The sequence below is a fragment of the Marmoricola sp. URHA0025 HA25 genome (assembly GCF_054059435.1).
The window spans coordinates 3988318-4005005 of sequence record NZ_JBSSCD010000001.1; the positions used below are offsets into that span (position 1 = coordinate 3988318).

Sequence of the window (16688 nt, forward strand, 5' to 3'; positions counted from 1 at the left end):
GAAACCCCTCTCGCTAGTCTCACCGGGGTGAGCGCGTTCACCGGCTTCCCCGAGGCGGCCCTCGACTTCTACGACGACCTGGAGATGGACAACACCCGGTCGTTCTGGGAGGCGCACAAGGCCGTCTACGTGGAGTCGGTCAAGGCGCCGATGACCGCCCTCACCGAGGCGCTGGCAGGCGAGTTCGGCACTCCCAAGATCTTCCGCCCCTTCCGCGACGTCCGGTTCGCCAAGGACAAGACGCCGTACAAGACCCACCAGGGTGCGTTCGTGCCCGCCGGTCCGGCCTGCGGCTGGTACGTCGAGGTGTCCGCCCGCGGGGTCCGCGCGGGCGGCGGCTTCTACGAGGCCAGCGGACCCGACCTGGCCCGGGTCCGCGAGTCGATCGACCACGAGGCCACCGGCAAGGAGCTGCAGCGGATCCTCACCAGGCTCGAGAAGGCCGGATTCGAGATCGGCGGTGACCGCCTGAAGACGTCCCCGCGCGGGTACGCCGCCGACCACCCGCGCATCGCGCTGCTGCGCCACAAGTCGCTCACCGCGGGCAAGCCGTACGGCTTCGACGAGGTGATCCACTCCCCCGGGCTGGTCGATGCCGTCCGCAAGGACTGGCGCACCCTCCGCCCGCTGATCGAGTGGATCTCCGTCCGCCTGGGCGACTGAACAACTCGTCGAGTTGGGAGAACCTGACCGTCGACTTGGGACAACCTGACCGTCGAGTCGGTAGAGAGTGCCCGATGGCGATGACAGGCGCGGCCCACTCAACGGGCAGGCTCACCCAACTCGGCGGACAGCGGCACCCAACTCGACGGGTAGGCGGGCCCAACTCGACAATCAGTCGGGTTTGCGCACGGTCGCGAGGGTGCGCTCGACCTCCCAGTGGGCGCGCATCGAGAGGATCCTGGGCTCGCCCTGTTCCGGGTCGGTGATGACGTACGTCGCGATCAGGTCGGTGTCCGCCAGGGTGCCGTCCTCCATCACGGTGCTGAACGTGCCGATGTTCGCGCAGGCGTTGCCGTTGGCGAACGAGTCGCGGATGGTGAACCGGAACTCCTTGACCGGACCGATCGCCATGTCCCAGAACGCGCTGATCCCGGCCCTGCCACGGTGGCCCTTGCCCTCCGGGTCGAAGAACGAGGGGCCGACCGGGTCCTCGAGCACGGCGTCGTCGTCGAAGAGGTCCAGCCACTCGTCCTTCGCCTTGCGGGAGACCGCGTCGTAGGAGCGCTGCGAGAGGCGGCGGGCGGGGTGGTCGCCGTCGGGCGCCTCCCAGGTGATGAACTCGGAGTCGATCATCGCAAAACTGTAACGAGTTTCAGTTTCGCAGCCAAGGGTTGTCGCCCGGTGATCACCGGGACGCCGGGCTGTGTTCACCGTCCGACCACTCCGGCGAGCCACCGTGGCGCCATGGCACGACGTACGGTCATCTGGCACATCGGCCCGAGCGACCCCGGCACGGCGTTCCTCGCAGAGGGGCTCCAGCAGCACCGTGAGGAGCTCGCCGCCCTCGGGGTCTCCCTCCCGACCGGGCCGTGGCACGAGGTCGAGGACGCCATCTGGAGGCACAAGGGCCTGAGCGTGCTGAGCACGCCCGACGCCGCCCGGGCCGACAAGGATGCGGTCGGCCTGCGCCTCGCGGGCATCCGCGACATCGAGCTGCACCTGGTCGTGCTCGTCCGCGACCTGCCGACGCAGGTGTACGCCGGCTGGCAGGACGCCGTGCAGCACGGCTCCACCACCTCGCTGGCGAAGTACGCCGCACGGGTGCTCGACCCGGAGCGGACCCACTGGCAGGCCGAGGAGTTCTGGGCAGGCCACGATCTCGCGGGGTTCCTGCCGCGATGGGCCAGGGCCATCCACGCCGACCGGGTGCACGTGGTCGCGACCCCGGACGACGCAGACGGCGTCTGGCAGGCCTTCCTCACCCAGGCCGGCATCGGCGACCTCGCCCGACCGGCGGGACTGCTGCCCTCCTCGCTCCGCGCCGACCTCGACCACTCCCGGGCGCTGGAGATCACCACGGGCTGGGCGAAGCTGGTCGCCGAGCGCGGCTTCGACCTGCACGGCTCGCTGATCTCGGCGGGCGCGGGGTCCGCACCGGTCTCGGGCCGTGCGGCGCAGCTCGAGGCGGTCACCGAGCTGTTGACGGCCACCACGGCGGAGATCGAGCGGCTCGCCGACGAGGTGGCCCAGCTGCGGCGGGAGAACGCCCGGCTGGACCGCAAGCGCCGCAAGCACAAGCGCCGGCTCGCCGAGCTGGCGGTTTCACTACCGAAGTAGTGAATCTCCCGCTTCCGGCACGCAATTGCGTCACGGAAGCGGCCAATTCACTACTGAAGTAGTGAAACCGCCCGACCGGCCGCAGCCCAGAGCCCCATCCCGACCCCAGCTGCGAACTTGGCGTTCGTCACAGCCGCCCGAGTTCTGCTTGCAAGGTCAACTACGGCGAGACATACTGTTGTTACCGACCGGTAGCAAAGCCGGTCGCGGAACCCCGAGAGCCGAAAAGGTGGGTCAGTGAGCCACTACAAGAGCAACATCCGCGACATCGAGTTCAACCTCTTCGAGGTGCTCAACCGCGACGAGGTGCTGGGCACCGGCCCGTTCGCGGAGGTCGACGGAGAGACTGCCCGCGCGATCCTGGGCGAGCTGGACCGGCTGGCCCGCGAGGACCTCGCCGAGTCGTTCGTCGACGGCGACCGCAACCCTCCCGCGTTCGATCCCGCCACCCACACCGCGCCCGTGCCGGAGTCGTTCAAGAAGAGCTACCAGGCCTGGATGGAGTCGGAGTACTGGCGCCTCGGCACGCTCGCCGAGCTCGGTGGCACCCCGGCGCCCTCGAGCCTGAACTGGGCGATCGGCGAGCTCGTCCTCGGCGCCAACCCCGCGATCTGGATGTACGGCGCCGGACCGATGTTCGCCGGTGTCATCCACCGCAACGGCAACGACCGCGACAAGCACATCGCCCAGCTGATCGTCGACAAGGGCTGGAACACCACGATGGTGCTCACCGAGCCCGACGCCGGCTCCGACGTCGGTGCCGGGCGCGCCAAGGCGACCGCGAACGACGACGGCACCTGGAACATCGAGGGCGTCAAGCGGTTCATCACCTCGGCCGAGTCCGACCTGTGCGACAACATCGTGCACATGGTGCTCGCCCGCCCGCAGGGCGTCGAAGGCGCCGGCGGTCCGGGCACCAAGGGCCTCTCCCTGTTCATCGTGCCGAAGTACCACTTCGACCTCGAGACCGGTGAGCTCGGCGAGCGCAACGGCGTCTACGTCACCAACGTCGAGCACAAGATGGGCATCAAGGTCTCCAACACCTGCGAGCTGACCTTCGGCGACCCGCAGGTCGGCGGCGGCGAGCCGGCCGTGGGCTACCTCCTCGGTGAGGTCCACGACGGCATCGCGCAGATGTTCCAGGTCATCGAGAACGCCCGGATGATGGTCGGCACGAAGGCGATCGCGACGCTCTCGACCGGTTACCTCAACGCGCTCGAGTACGCCAAGGAGCGCGTCCAGGGCGCCGACCTCTCCCAGTCCGCCGACAAGACCGCACCGCGCGTGACGATCACCCACCACCCCGACGTACGCCGCTCGCTGATGACCCAGAAGGCGTTCGCCGAGGCGATGCGCGCGCTGGTGCTCTACACGGCGTCCTGGCAGGACCGGGTGCAGGTCGCCGAGCACAACGGCGAGCGCGACGAGCTCGCCGAGCGGGTCAACGACCTGCTGCTCCCGATCGTGAAGGGCTACGGCTCGGAGCGGTCCTGGGTGCTGCTCGGCACGGAGTCGCTGCAGACCTTCGGTGGCTCGGGCTTCCTGCAGGAGTACCCGGTCGAGCAGTACGTCCGCGACGCCAAGATCGACACGCTCTACGAGGGCACCACGGCGATCCAGGGTCAGGACTTCTTCTTCCGCAAGATCGTCAAGGACCAGGCCAAGGCCCTGGGCCACCTCAACAACGAGATCGACACCTTCATCAAGAGCGAGGCCGGCAACGGCCGCCTCAAGGTCGAGCGCGAGCTGCTCGCCAAGGCCCTCGAGGACGCGGGTTCGCTGGTCGGCACGATGGTCAACACGCTGATGAGCGCCGACGAGTCCGCCGAGGGTGGCGACATCCGCAACATCTACAAGGTGGGGCTCAACACGACCCGGCTGCTGATGGTGCTGGGCGACGTCGTCTGCGCCTGGCTGCTCCTGAAGGGCGCGGAGGTCGCACTGGAGAAGCTGGCCGGCGACGTGTCGCCGTCGGACAAGCACTTCTACGAGGGCAAGGTGGCCGCAGCCCAGTTCTTCGCGCGCACCAACCTCCCGAGGATCACCGCCGAGGTCGCGATCGCCGAGGCGACCGACCTGTCGCTGATGGACCTCGACGAGGCGGCCTTCTGACCAGGCCGGAACCTCGCCTGACCCGTACGCCGCCAGGGCCGTCCCGCACTGCGGGGCGGCCCTGTCGCACGTCCACGCATGGACGGCACCCTCCCGGGTACCGCCACAAACCGGCACGAATGTGTCGCGGGCGGCCCGAGCCGCCCTTGGAACCTAGGGAGTCAACATGGGTATCGGTCTTGGCATCGTGCTCCTCGTCATCGGTCTGGTCCTGGTCTCGGGAGTCGTGAACTTCGACCTCAGCCACATCGACGACAACGGCCTCGGCTGGATCTTCGTGGTGGTCGGGGCCCTGGCCATCGTCCTGGCGCTGATCCTCAACGCGCAGGCCGGCCGTGCACACGTGACGCGGACCGAGCGACACATCGAGGAGTGACCAGCCCCGGTGTGACCCGGCTGTGATCAGTCGACGCCGGCCGCCTCGCCCGCCAGGGCGGGGCGGCCGTGCTGCTGCACCGGCAGGAGCACGGGCCGCTTCGCCAGCCGTCGGGCGCCGCGTCGCAGCAGCTGCCGGGTCAGGAACGGCACCAGGAAGGTCGCGACCCAGTGGGCGTCCCTGCTGACGGCGACCCAGCGCTCGAACCGTCCGGCCACCTCGGCCGGCCGCAGCCCCTCCTCGGGACGGACCCAGGAGTCGTCCGCGCCGGGGAGCTCGAGCAGCGCCGCCATCGCGGCCGCGATCCGCGTGTGGCCGATGCTGCTCCCGTGGATCCGGTCGTGGCTCCACATCTGCGGGTCCGCGCACAGGCGCATGGGGAACAGGTCGAGCACCTCGACGCCGTGGCGCTCGGCGGCCTCCTTGATCCGCAGGTTCAGCGCCTCCTCGCGGGGCCGTAGCCGGGCGAGGAGCGGCAGCATCAGCGCGATGTCCGGGAACGTCATGGTGAGGACACGGCAACCGGTCGCCGTCAGCGCGGCGAAGGTCTGCTCGACGAGCTGGACGGTGCGGTCGGGGTCGTAGTCGTGCCGCAGCACGTCGTTCATCCCCACCGCGACCGTCGCCAGGTCCGGCTCGAGGGCCAGGGCCGCGGGCAGCTGCCGGTCGAAGACATCGGCGGCGCGGGCGCCACGGACGGCGAGGTTGGCGTAGGAGAGTCCGGGGCTGGTGGTCGCGTCGAGGGCCGCGGCCAGCCGGTCCGCCCAGCCGATCGGCGTGCCCGACGCGTCGAGGTCGTTGAGGCCCTCGGTCTGACTGTCACCGAGGGCGACGAACCGCCGGTACGCCGCTGTCATGGGTGTCAGGTACCCAGCGCGCCGAGCGCTCAAGCGGGCCCGCCGACGCGCGCGCTCACGCAGCACCGGCCGGGCGACGGCTCGAGGGACGCGGCGACGCCCGCGCAGCCGAGTCCGTCGATCACCCCGCTGACGAGGTCGAGGTTCAGCCCGCAGACCAGCGTCGTGTGCTCGCGAGCGATCCTGTCGAACGGGCAGTTGTCCAGCACCAGGCGGCCTTCCTCGACCCTGGGCTCGTAGCCCACCTCGCCGAGCGCGGCGCCGAGCCGCTCGAGGGCGTCGCCGGACGCGTCGTCGCGACAGGCGATGCCCAGCTCCTCGCCGCGCCTGCGGGCCACCTCCGGCGCCACCTCGTCGACGGGCAGGCGACGCTCCACAGAGGCCGCCGCGGCGGCCGCCAGGACCTCGCTGAGGAGGTCGTAGTGACGCTGCGGCAGGGAGACGGCGAACTCCCGCGACGAGCGCCGGTAGAGCTTGGCCGGTCGCCCTGCGCCCGGCCCGGTGCGTCCGGTCAGCCGCCGGTACTCCACGTCGAGGAGGCCGTCGTCGACCAGCCGGTCGAGGTGGAACTTCGCCGTGTGCACCGGCACACCCAGCGCGGCGGCGGCCTGCTCGCGACCGACCGGGTCGGCGCTGCGGGCGACGTGCCGGTAGAGCCGCCGGCGCAGCGGCTCGGCGAGCGCGGCGAGCTCGGCCACGTCGTCGAGCGGGTCGGTCATTTCTAAAGAGTAGATGTGTTGACGAAAGAGCGCCAGAGTCCTAACGTAAAGAATCTTCTCCGTTAGAAAGGGCTCCTCCGATGACGACCTCCGCGACCACCACCCCTGCCTCGGCCCGCACCCGCACGATCGGCGCCGACGGCGCCCTCGACGCCTACCGCCTGCTGCGCACCGTCTTCACGGTGGCGCCGATCCTCTTCGGCATCGACAAGTTCGCCGAGGTGCTCACCGACCACTGGGAGAAGTACCTGGCGCCGTGGGTCAACGACCTCATCCCCGGTGACGCACACCAGGCGATGCTGATGATCGGCGTGGTCGAGATCGCCGCCGGCATCCTGGTCGCGCTCGCGCCGAGGCGGGGCGGCTACGTCGTCGCGCTCTGGCTGGCCGGGATCATCGTGAACCTGCTGATCGTCGGGGACTACTACGACGTCGCGCTGCGCGACTTCGGCCTGCTCGTCGGCGCGCTGGCGCTGGCCCGGCTCGCTGCGTCCCGGGTCGCGCGATGACCGAGGCCCTCCAGCAGGTCCCGTCGCGGCTCCGCGTGGTGCACGACCGCTCGGCACCCGACCTGGCGGCGGCCGAGAAGGCCGCCGCGGACTTCATGGCCGCCCTCGGTGTCCCTGTGGACGAGCCGGATCTCGTCGACACGCCGCGCCGGTTCGCGCACGCCTACGCCGAGCTCCTCGACGTCCCGGAGTACGACTTCACGACCTTCCCCAACGCGGAGCAGTACGACGAGCTGGTGCTCGTCCAGGAGATCCCGGTGCAGTCGGTCTGCGAGCACCACCTGCTGCCGTTCCGCGGAGTCGCCCATGTCGGCTACCTGCCCGCCGCGCGTATCGTCGGACTGTCCAAGCTGGCGCGCACCGTGGACCACTTCGCACGCCGCCCGCAGACCCAGGAGCGCCTCACCATGCAGATCACGCGGCACCTCGAGGAGAGGCTGGCGCCGCGCGGCGTCGGTGTGGTGGTCGAGGCAGAGCACACCTGCATGACGCTGCGTGGCGCGCGAGCGCACGACACGCGCACGGTGACCTCCTCCATGCTCGGGCACCTGCGCGACGAGCCCGCGGCCCGCGCCGAGTTCCTCTCCCTCACCCGACAGGGGTCCCGATGACCGACCCGATCGTGATCGTCGGCGGCGGGCTCGCCGCCGGCACTGCCGTGACCGAGCTCCGCGAGCTGGGGTACGACGGTGACGTCGTCCTCCTCGCCGGCGAGGAGCACGTGCCCTACGAGCGGCCGCCGCTGTCCAAGGGCTTCCTCGTCGGTGAGAAGGACGCCGCGTCGACGTACGTGCATCCGGTGGAGTGGTACGCCGAGCACGCCGTCGACCTCCGCACCGGCGTCGACGCGACCCGGATCGACCCGGACGCCCACACCGTCGCGACCACCGAGGGCACGATCAGCTGGTCGCGCCTCCTCCTCGCGACCGGCGCGCGCCCGCGGCGGCTGCCGCTCGACGCCACCGACGACCTCGCGGTGCACTACCTGCGCACGCTCGACGACTCCGCCGCCCTGCGCGAGCGGCTCGGCGCCGGCCGCCGGCTGCTCGTCGTCGGTGGCGGCTGGATCGGCATGGAGGTGGCCGCGTCAGCACACCAGCTGGGCACGACCGTCACGCTCGTGGAGCCGGCCGAGCAGCCGCTCCTCGTCGCCCTCGGACCCGAGGTCGGTGCCCGGTTCGCGGCCGCGCATCGCAAGCGCGGCGTCGACCTGCGCACCGGCACCGGCCTCGACCAGCTCGCCGGCGCGACCGCCGTGCTCGGGGACGGGACCACCATCGTGGTGGACACCGTGCTCGTCGGTGTCGGTGCCCTGCCCAACGACGAGCTCGCCCGGGATGCCGGCCTCGCGGTCGACAACGGCGTGCTGGTCGACGCGGGCCTGCGCACCAGCCACCCGGACGTGTTCGCCGCCGGCGACGTGGCCAACGCCGAGCACCCGCTGCTCGGGGAGCGGGTCCGGGTCGAGCACTGGCAGAACGCGATCAGCCAGGGCAAGGCGGCCGCGCATGCCCTCGCCGGCGAGGACGTCTCGTTCGACGAGCTGCCGTACTTCTTCACCGACCAGTACGACCTCGGCATGGAGTACTTCGGCCACATCGGGAGCGCGGGCTTCGACGACCTGCGGATCGAGGGCGAGGACCCGGAGTCCTTCGCCTGCTTCTGGTGGCGCGGCGACCGCCTGGTCGCCGCCATGCACGTCAACCAGTGGGACCGCTCGGACGAGCTCAGGAGCCGCGTGCGCGAAGGGCGCTGAGTAATCTGCGCTCATGAACGATGCATCCCGCCTCGCCGAGCTGGTCGCGACCTGGCGGCAGGCGATCGCCGAGTTCGTCGCACTGGCCCGCGACGTCCCCGAGGACCAGTGGGACCTTCCGACCGATCTCGACGGCTGGAGCGTGAAGGACAACGTCGCGCACACCGCCCACCTCGAGGCCGTGCTCGCAGGCACGCCGGAGGAAACCGCGCCGGTCGAGACAGGCGGCCACGTCAAGAACCTGTCGGGCCACTACACGGAGCAGGGCGTGGTGGCCAGGCGGGGTCGCGACATGGCGTCGCTGGCCGACGAGATCGAGCAGGCCGCGGCGAAACGGGGCGCTGCCCTCGACGCGGAGCCTCCGACCGACGGGGCCAGCCCACCGCCGAAGACGCCGGGCGACGCGCCGTGGAGCACCGAACAGCTGCTGAGCAACCGTCCGGTGGACATCTGGATGCACGAGCAGGACATCCGCCGCGCGATCGGGCGGCCGGGCGGCTTCGACGGCCCGGCCGCACGGCACACGGTCGCGGCCTTCGGCCGGGCGCTCCCGATGGTCGTCGGGAAGCGGGTCTCGCCCGCTCCCGGCACGACGGTCCGGGTCGACGTACCGGATGCCGGCCAGGGCTGGACCGTCCGGGTGGGCGACGACGGTCGTGCGGCGATGGTCGACGCCGTCGAGTCGCCGACCGTGCGGATCGTCCTGAGTGCGGAGGACTTCATCGTGCTCGCCGGCGGCCGCCGTGGGCTCGATGCCACCGACCCGACGGTCGAGGGTGACGACGAGCTCGGCCGGGCCGTCCTCGACAACCTGGCGGTCACCACATGAGCCGGAGCGACGGTACGCCGGCGCGCTGGACCATGGGCGACCTGCCCGACCTCTCCGGTCGACGTGCCCTCGTCACCGGGGTCACCAGCGGGATCGGTGAGCGCACCGCCCTGGAGCTGGCCCGGCACGGAGCCGAGGTCGTCCTCGGCGCCCGCTCCGAGGCCAAGCTCGACCGCACCGAGGCCGACATCATGGCGGCCGTCCCGAGCGCCGTCCTGCACCGGGCGATCGTCGACCTCGCCGACCTGTCCTCGGTAGGCCGGGCAGCGACGCACGTCGCCGAGCTCGGTCCGCTCGACCTGCTGGTCAACAACGCGGGCGTGATGGCGCTGCCGTACGCGCGCACGGTCGACGGCTTCGAGCTGCAGTTCGGCACCAACCACCTCGGGCCGTTCCTGCTCACCGGCCTGCTGCTCCCCCAGCTGGCAGCCTCGGGGGACGGGCGGGTCGTCACCGTCGCGTCGCAGGCACACCGCTATGCCCGCCGGATGCCGCTGGACGACCCGCGCAGCGCGCCAGGCCGCTACTCGCGGTGGGGTGCCTACGCGAGCTCCAAGCTGGCCAACCTGCTGTTCACCTTCGAGCTCGACCGGCGCGCCCGGGCGGCAGGGTTGCCGGTGAAGGCACTGGCCGCCCATCCCGGCTACTCCGCCACCGAGCTGATGGGCAAGACCGGTGGCGTCGGCGGGTGGATCATGTCCGGGGCGAGCCGGCTGCTCGGTCAGCGCTCCGACCTCGGCGCGCTGCCCACCCTGATGGCGGCGACCGCGGACCTCCCCGGCTCGACCTACATCGGCCCGGACGGCTTCCTCCAGCTCCGCGGCCACCCCCGGATCGTCGCGCCGCGCCGACGAGCCCTGGACGAGCAGGCGCAGCGCCGGCTCTGGGAGCTCAGCGAGGCGGCGACCGGCCTGCGCTACCCGGGGCCCGGCCCCGGGTGACGGTCCTCCGCCCGATCACGCCCGCCGACCATGGGTTGGTCCTCGGCTGGAACGCCGCCCACGTCGAGCTGCTCTCACCGCTGGACGAGCAGCGTCTCGGCGACCTGCTCGGCTGGTGCGACCGGGGCTGTGTGATCCTCCACGACGGCCGGGACGTGGGCTTCGTGCTCACGTTCGCGGCCGGGTCGGCGTACGACTCGGAGAACTTCGCCTGGTTCGCGCGCCGCTACGACGCCTTCTACTACCTCGACCGGATCGTCGTCGACCCGTCCCTGCGGCGCGCCGGCATCGCCAGCCGCGTGTACGACGAGATCGAGGACCGGGCGCGCGAGGTGGCCCCGGTGATGTGCCTGGAGGTGAACCTCGACCCGCCGAACGAGCCATCGCTGGAGTTCCACCGCAGGCGCGGCTACGTCGAGGCCGGCCGGGACGACGCGACCGGCCACCTGGTCGGGCTCATGGTCAAGGACCTGTAGACCGACTCAGCCCTGAGCTCCCGGCCTGACGAACGGCACCTCGTCTCCGTGGCGGTGCACGATCCTCCACCTCCCGTCCTCGCGGCGAAGGATGGTGGTCACCCTCAGGGTGTAGTCGCGGCGTTCCCGGTCCTCGCCGACGAGTGCCGACGTGTGCTCGAGCCCGACGACGTAGCCCAGGTCACCGTCTGCCTCCGCACTGAGCACCTCGAACTCGGTGCCCAGGTCGCCGTGGAACGTGTTCGCGAGGTTGTCGAACACCTGCTCCACCTCGGTCCAGCCACACGCGCTGAGCCAGGCGCCGAGGAGGGTCACCGGCTCACCGCGGGACCAAAGCTCGAGCCGCGGGCCGATGTCGCCGGCGTGGACCGCCGCGACCTCGGCCGCGAGGAGCGGGACCACCTCTGCGGCGAACGCCTCGTGCTGGTTCATGACGACTCCTCTCCGGCGCTCACGCCACGACGCGGACGACGACTCGCGACTTCGGGTAGCGCACGCCCGCCTTGTAGAACTGCAGGAAGTGCCGGCTCAGCTCGGCCAGGTCGCCGGGCGCCAGCTTGATGCAGCCGGCGGACTTGTAGTCGTTGACCTCCGGGAACTCCCAGCGGCAGACCTGGTCGCCGACGTCGTCGGGGCACTGGACGTCGTGGGCGCCCTGCTCGGTGTGGATGAACAGCTGCACCCGCCACCGGCCGTTGCGGCAACGGTGGTCGTCGAGCCGGAAGGCCCGGCCCTTGATCAGGTTGCCGGCGTAGTCGCGGTGGAAGCGGAGCCGGTAGCTGCCGTCGGGCAGCCAGCCGCGGCCCTTGGCGCACTCGTCGACGCCGGCGGGCCCGAGCATCCCGGACCCGGCGCGCCAGGAGAGCTGCTCGACGGTCCGCCAGGCGCCGCCGCTCGTGCGGCGCACGACCTTCCAGGTCAGCGTGGAGCTGCTCGGGTCGAGCGGGTTCTTGTCGAAGGTGATGATCGCCCGGCGCCGCACCTGCGACGAGGCGTCAACGGGCGACGCAACCGTCACGAGAGCGCCGAGGGCGACCGCGACCACGGCACACCACGTCAGCATCCGGCGCATCGGTGTCTCCTCCTCGAAGCCTCCACGGTACGGCGTACCGCGGGTGCTCGGGAACGATCGACCTGGAGGACTCGACCGGGAGTGCCCTCAGAGCGCGAGGGTGAAGAACGCACTGTGCGGATCGTCCACGTAGTCGCCGAACGGGCCGCAGGGAGTGAAGCCGTGCCGCGCGTAGAGGCGCCGTGCAGGCTCGAAGAACTCCTGGCTGCCGGTCTCGAGACTGACCCTGGTGTAACCACGTCCGGTCGCAGTCTCGAGCAGGTGGCGCAGCATCGCGGTTGCCACCCCGCTGCCGCGGGCAGCTGTCGTGGTGCGCATCGACTTCACCTCGCCGTGGCCGGTGTCGAGCTCCTTGAGCGCGCCACTCCCCAGCAGGACCCCGTCGCGGCGCACCGTCCAGAAGGTGATGTCCGGCGAGAGCAACCCGGCGACGTCGAGGGCGTGCACGCTCTCGGCCGGCGAGGTGGCGTGCATGTCGGCGAGGTGCTCCGCCAGCAGCGACACCACGTCGGGACGCATCGGGTCGTCGATCGCGATCTGCATCGTGCTTCCCATTGTCGCCCGGTCGAAGGTTCCGCCGTACGACGTACCGCCGGTAGCGTCGGCGCATGCCGGATCCCGTGGAGACCAACCCCGACCTCTACCGCGTGGTGTTCGAGAACGAGCGCGTGCGCGTCCTGGAGTACCTCGACCGTCCCGGCGACGCCACCACGCCGCACAGCCACCCGGACTCGGTGATGGTGACGCTGTCGTCGTTCCGGCGGCGCCTCGTCTCCGGCGACCGCCAGGTCGAGGTCGAGATCCCGGCGTTCCAGGCCCGTTGGCTCGACGCCCAGGAGCACTCCGGGGTGAACATCGGTGACACCGACACGCACACGATCTTCGTCGAGCTCAAGGAGCCGGATCCCGGGCACGGCTCGGAGTCGATCGACAGCGCGACGCTGGGTCCTCGCTGACACGGTGCGGCCCGGTGACGCAGTGCCGCCCGAAGCCGGCGGCCCCGCGGCGGTAGGTCAGGATGTGGCCTCGAGCGGCTCGAGAAAGTGGGCCGAGGCGGCGATCCCGAGCACCTCGGAGGTGGCGGTGGCGTCCTCGTGGGGTGTCGTGTCGGCGACCATCACCACGCGCGTTCCCAGGACGTCGAGGATCCACAGGCGGCTCACCGTGCCGGCGATGCCGGTCCCGTAGCGGTCGCCGGCGTCGGTGGCCCAGAGCAGGTACTGCGACTGGTGGCAGTTGCGGAAGCCGGCCTTGTCGGTCGGGAAGCTGATCTCCAGGTAGAGCCCGGCGTACCCGTCGACCTCGACCGGCCTCGGCGAGGTAGCGGCGATCCCGGGCAGGCCGCGCAGCGCCTTGGCGAGGTCGGCCACCCCGGGTCCGCGGTCGTAGGTGGCCTCACCCTGGCAGGGGTCACGGAGGAGGTCCTTGACCGTCCAGAAGGACACCGAGCCGTAGTCGTCCGGGTCCCCATCGGCTCCGCGGTCGACGACCCAGCCGCCCGGGCTGCCGTAGCCCTCGGGGACGTTCACGACCGCCCGCGGCAACGAGTGCGGGGCCTTGCCCCAGAACGGCACCACCCAGGATCCGGCCTCGAGCGGACCGTCGATCCCCTCCATCGGCTTCGGCGTCGCGGCGGCGGCGGGTTTCGGCGCTGCCGCGGGATCCGAACCCCCGCCGCAGCTCGTGGAGACCAGTGCTGCAGTCAGGACGATCGCGGCTCTCCAGGTGTTTCGGGCATGACGCATCGCATTCTCCTTCTCGGGCGGGCACAGCGTGTTCGGCGGACGGCCTCAGCGGGCCTGGTCGAGGGGTTCGAGGAAGTGGGCCGAGGCGGCGATGCCGAGCACCTCGGCCGTGGCCGCGGCGTCCTCCCGCGGCGTGGTGTCGGCGACCATGACCACGCGGGTCCCCAGCACGTCGAGGATCCACAGCCGGCTCACCGTCCCGGCCCTGTCGGTCCCGTAGGAGTCGCCGGCGTCGGTGCTCCAGAGCAGGTACTGCGACCCACGGCAGCCGACGACCCGGGCGCTGTCGGTGGGGAAGCTGACCTCCAGGTAGAGCCCGGCGTACCCGTCGACCTCGACCGGCCGCGGAGATGTGGCGGTGAACCCGGTCTGGGAGCGAAGGGCCCGGGCCAGGGCGGCAGTCCCGGGCCCCGGATCGAAGGAGGTCACGCCCTCGCAGGGGTCGCGGAAGACCCGGTGCACCGTCCAGAAGGACACGGAGCCGTACTGGTCCGGGTCGCCGTCGGCTCCGCGGTCGACGACCCAGCCACCGGGACTGCCGTACCCCTCCGGGACCTCCACGACCGCGCGCGGCAACGAGTCCGGGGCGTTGCCCCAGAACGGCACCACCCAGGTGCCCGCCTCGATCGGGCCGTCGATGCCCGCCATCGACCGCGGATGCAGGACGGTCACCTTCGGTGTCCTGGCAGGGTCTGGCGGCTGGTCCGCTCGCACCAGTCCGGGCACGCCCCCGAGCCACGCGACTGCCGCGACGACAGCGGCGGCCAGGAGGCCCACGCCGGCGATCACCCGGGTCTGGCGTCGCCGATGGGCCCTTCTCAGGACCAGCGACAGCTCGCGGTCGAGGCGCGTGTCGAGGTGCTCGGTGTTCGCGGCCAGGCCCGCACGGAGTCGTTCGTCAATCGACATCGCCGGACACCTCCTCGGTCACTTCGGACAGCAACGTCGCGAGCCGGGCCCGGGCTCGGTGCAGGTGCTGCTTGACGGTGGAGGCCGACACGTCGAGGACGTGCGCGACCTCGTCGACGGAGAGATCCTCGAGGTAGTACAACGCGACCGCCGCCCGTTGCTGGGCAGGAAGGGACCCGATCGCTCTCGCGAGGTCGACATCGGGTTCGACGTCGTGGACAGTCGGCTCGTCCGCTGGCCCGGTCGAGAACCGGAGGCGACTCAGCCTTGCCTGCCGGATCGCCGCACGGACCGCGACCCGTCGTACCCAGGGTCCGGGCAGGTCGACCCGCGCCACGCCCCGCCACCTCTCGCACAGGCGGAGGAACGCGTCCTGGGTGACTTCCTCCGCGCGACCACGGTCGTGCAGGATCAGATAGGTCGTCCGGAGCACGGACGGGTAGGTCGAGCGGAAGACCCACTCGAACTCGACCCGCTGCCCTTCGTCCACCTTGCGCTCCCGCCTTGTGTCCCTCTTCACCGTTATAGGGCGTCGAGGGGGCCGCTGGGTTGACACGAACGAGTGCATTTCTCGGCCCGAGACCCCAGTACGATCCGCTGGTGACCGCCACCCCTCCGGCCGGACGCTCACGGCTGAGCGCGCACGAGCTGATCGACCTCGTGCTCGACGAGGGGTCCTGGTCCTCCTGGGACTCCACGCCGGAGCGGGTCGAGGTCTCGCCCGCGTACGCCGCGGAGCTGGCTGCCGCGCAGGAGCGGTCGGGCGTCGACGAGTCGGTGGTCACCGGCGAGGGCCTCATGCACGGCCATCGCGTGGCCGTCGTCGCCTGCGAGTTCGGCTTCCTGGCCGGCTCGGTGGGGCGTGACGCCGCTCGCCGGCTCGTCGCCGGCATCCGGCGGGCGACGTCGGCCGGCATCCCGCTGCTCGCGGCGCCCATCAGCGGCGGCACCCGGATGCAGGAGGGCACCCCGGCCTTCGTGCACATGATCCGGATCTCGGAGGCGATCGCCGCCCACAAGGCCGCAGGCCTGCCGTACCTTGTCTACCTGCGCGACCCCACGACGGGTGGCGTGATGGCCTCCTGGGGCTCGCTGGGCCACGTCACGGTCGCCGAGCCCGGAGCCCTCGTCGGGTTCCTCGGGCCCCGGGTCTTCGAGGCGCTCTACGACCGTCCGTTCCCGGACGGCGTCCAGACCTCGGAGAACCTCTACGCCCACGGGATCGTCGATGCCGTCCTCCCGCCCGAGGAGATCTCGGGCATCCTCGCCCGGGCGCTGTCGATCCTGCTCGCCCGGCCGGCCGCACCGACCGCGGACCTGCCGGACGAGGACATCCCCGACGTCGACGCGTGGGAGGCGATCACCCGGTCACGCCGGCCCGACCGGCCCGGCGTGCGGCGGCTGCTGAAGTACGCCGCCACGGACGTGATCCCGCTCAACGGCACCGGCCAGGGCGAGTCCGACCCCGGCCTGCTGATCGCCCTGGCCAGGTTCGGGGACGCCCCGTGCGTCTTCCTGGGGCAAGACCGCCGCGGCCAGACGAGTGACCGGCCGATGGGGCCGGGCGCACTGCGGGAAGCGCGTCGCGGGATGCGGCTAGCCGTGGAGCTCGGGCTGCCGCTGATGACCGTGATCGACACACCCGGCGCGGCGCTCAGCCCGGAGGCCGAGGAGGGCGGGCTCGCCGGGGAGATCGCGCGCAGCCTGGCGGACCTGGTCACCCTCGACGCCCCGGTGCTGTGCCTGATGCTCGGCCAGGGCAACGGCGGCGGCGCGCTCGCGCTGCTCCCGGCCGACCGGGTGGTCGCCGCGCAGCACGCCTGGCTCTCTCCGCTACCCCCGGAGGGTGCGAGCGCGATCGTCCACCGGGACACCGACCACGCCCCCGAGATGGCGCGCGCCCAGCAGGTGCGCGCCCTCGACCTCCGGGCACGTGGCGTCGTCGACCGGATCGTCGCCGAGCACCCCGACGCCGCCGACGAGCCGGAGGAGTTCTGCCGGCGGGTCGGAGCGGTGCTCGAGCACGAGCTGGCCGCGCTCTTCCACGCCGACGTCGCCGAGCTGCGTGCCCGACGGGCGGCCCGGTTCGACGACTGATCGGGTTTCA

At 71.5% G+C, this 16688-nt stretch carries 21 protein-coding genes; 12 read left to right on the forward strand and 9 right to left on the reverse strand.

All coding sequences use genetic code 11. The features are described from left to right. The first annotated feature begins 27 nt into the window (after window positions 1-27). The gene (locus ACVW00_RS19610; RefSeq protein WP_457112572.1) at window positions 28-663 is read left to right on the forward strand and encodes a DUF2461 domain-containing protein; all 636 of its coding nucleotides are present in this window, start codon (window positions 28-30) and stop codon (window positions 661-663) included. Window positions 664-834: 171 nt separating this feature from the next. Here the strand turns inward: ACVW00_RS19610 and ACVW00_RS19615 are convergent, their stop codons facing one another. After that, window positions 835-1296, reverse strand: a complete 462-nt coding sequence (locus tag ACVW00_RS19615) for a nuclear transport factor 2 family protein (protein WP_457112573.1) — start codon at window positions 1294-1296, stop codon at window positions 835-837. Between the two features lie 111 nt (window positions 1297-1407). On the opposite strand from ACVW00_RS19615, the gene ACVW00_RS19620 reads away from it, so the two are divergent. From ACVW00_RS19620 to ACVW00_RS19630, 3 genes are all read left to right on the forward strand, one after another. Next, complete coding sequence (locus ACVW00_RS19620) at window positions 1408-2280, forward strand: hypothetical protein (RefSeq protein WP_457112574.1); 873 nt, start codon at window positions 1408-1410, stop codon at window positions 2278-2280. Between the two features lie 237 nt (window positions 2281-2517). After that, a complete protein-coding gene (locus ACVW00_RS19625; RefSeq protein ID WP_457112575.1) occupies window positions 2518-4392 on the forward strand; it encodes an acyl-CoA dehydrogenase in 1875 nt (624 codons plus the stop codon). 166 nt (window positions 4393-4558) lie between these two features. Next, complete coding sequence (locus tag ACVW00_RS19630; protein WP_457112576.1) at window positions 4559-4768, forward strand: DUF6458 family protein; 210 nt, start codon at window positions 4559-4561, stop codon at window positions 4766-4768. A gap of 26 nt (window positions 4769-4794) precedes the next feature. Here ACVW00_RS19630 and ACVW00_RS19635 read toward each other — a convergent pair whose 3' ends face one another. Both ACVW00_RS19635 and ACVW00_RS19640 read right to left on the reverse strand, forming a co-directional pair. After that, window positions 4795-5625 carry an SGNH/GDSL hydrolase family protein gene (locus tag ACVW00_RS19635; protein WP_457112577.1) on the reverse strand — a complete coding sequence of 277 codons (831 nt, stop codon included), beginning with the start codon at window positions 5623-5625 and terminating at the stop codon, window positions 4795-4797. A 29-nt stretch (window positions 5626-5654) separates the two neighbouring features. Beyond that, complete coding sequence (locus tag ACVW00_RS19640; RefSeq protein WP_457112578.1) at window positions 5655-6344, reverse strand: helix-turn-helix transcriptional regulator; 690 nt, start codon at window positions 6342-6344, stop codon at window positions 5655-5657. A gap of 80 nt (window positions 6345-6424) precedes the next feature. On the opposite strand from ACVW00_RS19640, the gene ACVW00_RS19645 reads away from it, so the two are divergent. Genes ACVW00_RS19645 through ACVW00_RS19670 form a run of 6 tightly spaced genes read left to right on the forward strand, consistent with a single transcriptional unit; the run spans window position 6425 to window position 10855 of the window. Then, the gene (locus ACVW00_RS19645; protein ID WP_457112579.1) at window positions 6425-6853 is read left to right on the forward strand and encodes a hypothetical protein; all 429 of its coding nucleotides are present in this window, start codon (window positions 6425-6427) and stop codon (window positions 6851-6853) included. After that, the gene (folE, locus tag ACVW00_RS19650; protein WP_457112580.1) at window positions 6850-7464 is read left to right on the forward strand and encodes a GTP cyclohydrolase I; all 615 of its coding nucleotides are present in this window, start codon (window positions 6850-6852) and stop codon (window positions 7462-7464) included. Before ACVW00_RS19645 ends, folE begins: the two co-directional genes overlap by 4 nt. Then, complete coding sequence (locus tag ACVW00_RS19655) at window positions 7461-8609, forward strand: NAD(P)/FAD-dependent oxidoreductase (RefSeq protein ID WP_457112581.1); 1149 nt, start codon at window positions 7461-7463, stop codon at window positions 8607-8609. The genes folE and ACVW00_RS19655 overlap by 4 nt, the downstream gene beginning before the upstream one ends. A gap of 13 nt (window positions 8610-8622) precedes the next feature. After that, the gene (locus tag ACVW00_RS19660) at window positions 8623-9438 is read left to right on the forward strand and encodes a maleylpyruvate isomerase family mycothiol-dependent enzyme (RefSeq protein ID WP_457112582.1); all 816 of its coding nucleotides are present in this window, start codon (window positions 8623-8625) and stop codon (window positions 9436-9438) included. Next, entirely contained in the window at window positions 9435-10379 is a 945-nt protein-coding gene (locus tag ACVW00_RS19665; protein WP_457112583.1) for an oxidoreductase, read from the forward strand. The genes ACVW00_RS19660 and ACVW00_RS19665 overlap by 4 nt, the downstream gene beginning before the upstream one ends. Beyond that, window positions 10376-10855 (forward strand): GNAT family N-acetyltransferase, encoded by a 480-nt coding sequence (locus ACVW00_RS19670; protein ID WP_457112584.1) that lies wholly within the window; start codon window positions 10376-10378, stop codon window positions 10853-10855. The genes ACVW00_RS19665 and ACVW00_RS19670 overlap by 4 nt, the downstream gene beginning before the upstream one ends. Window positions 10856-10861: 6 nt before the next feature. Here the strand turns inward: ACVW00_RS19670 and ACVW00_RS19675 are convergent, their stop codons facing one another. The 3 genes from ACVW00_RS19675 to ACVW00_RS19685 all read right to left on the reverse strand — a co-directional run bounded on the left by ACVW00_RS19675 (window position 10862) and on the right by ACVW00_RS19685 (window position 12470). Continuing rightward, window positions 10862-11287, reverse strand: a complete 426-nt coding sequence (locus ACVW00_RS19675) for a YybH family protein (protein ID WP_457112585.1) — start codon at window positions 11285-11287, stop codon at window positions 10862-10864. 19 nt (window positions 11288-11306) lie between these two features. Continuing rightward, window positions 11307-11927 carry a hypothetical protein gene (locus ACVW00_RS19680; protein ID WP_457112586.1) on the reverse strand — a complete coding sequence of 207 codons (621 nt, stop codon included), beginning with the start codon at window positions 11925-11927 and terminating at the stop codon, window positions 11307-11309. Between the two features lie 87 nt (window positions 11928-12014). Next, on the reverse strand, window positions 12015-12470 hold the full coding sequence (locus ACVW00_RS19685; protein ID WP_457112587.1) for a GNAT family N-acetyltransferase: 456 nt from the start codon (window positions 12468-12470) through the stop codon (window positions 12015-12017). Between the two features lie 65 nt (window positions 12471-12535). Between ACVW00_RS19685 and ACVW00_RS19690 the strand changes: the two genes are divergently transcribed. Beyond that, complete coding sequence (locus tag ACVW00_RS19690) at window positions 12536-12883, forward strand: hypothetical protein (protein ID WP_457112588.1); 348 nt, start codon at window positions 12536-12538, stop codon at window positions 12881-12883. Window positions 12884-12940: 57 nt separating this feature from the next. On the opposite strand, the gene ACVW00_RS19695 is transcribed toward ACVW00_RS19690, so the two are convergent. The 3 genes from ACVW00_RS19695 to ACVW00_RS19705 are packed head-to-tail and all read right to left on the reverse strand — an operon-like array spanning window position 12941 to window position 15071. After that, window positions 12941-13672 (reverse strand): hypothetical protein, encoded by a 732-nt coding sequence (locus ACVW00_RS19695; protein ID WP_457112589.1) that lies wholly within the window; start codon window positions 13670-13672, stop codon window positions 12941-12943. Between the two features lie 45 nt (window positions 13673-13717). After that, complete coding sequence (locus ACVW00_RS19700; protein ID WP_457112590.1) at window positions 13718-14581, reverse strand: hypothetical protein; 864 nt, start codon at window positions 14579-14581, stop codon at window positions 13718-13720. Further along, entirely contained in the window at window positions 14571-15071 is a 501-nt protein-coding gene (locus ACVW00_RS19705) for an RNA polymerase sigma factor (RefSeq protein WP_457112591.1), read from the reverse strand. The genes ACVW00_RS19700 and ACVW00_RS19705 overlap by 11 nt, the downstream gene beginning before the upstream one ends. A gap of 110 nt (window positions 15072-15181) precedes the next feature. Between ACVW00_RS19705 and ACVW00_RS19710 the strand changes: the two genes are divergently transcribed. Further along, the gene (locus tag ACVW00_RS19710; protein WP_457112592.1) at window positions 15182-16678 is read left to right on the forward strand and encodes a carboxyl transferase domain-containing protein; all 1497 of its coding nucleotides are present in this window, start codon (window positions 15182-15184) and stop codon (window positions 16676-16678) included. Window positions 16679-16688 lie beyond the last annotated feature (10 nt).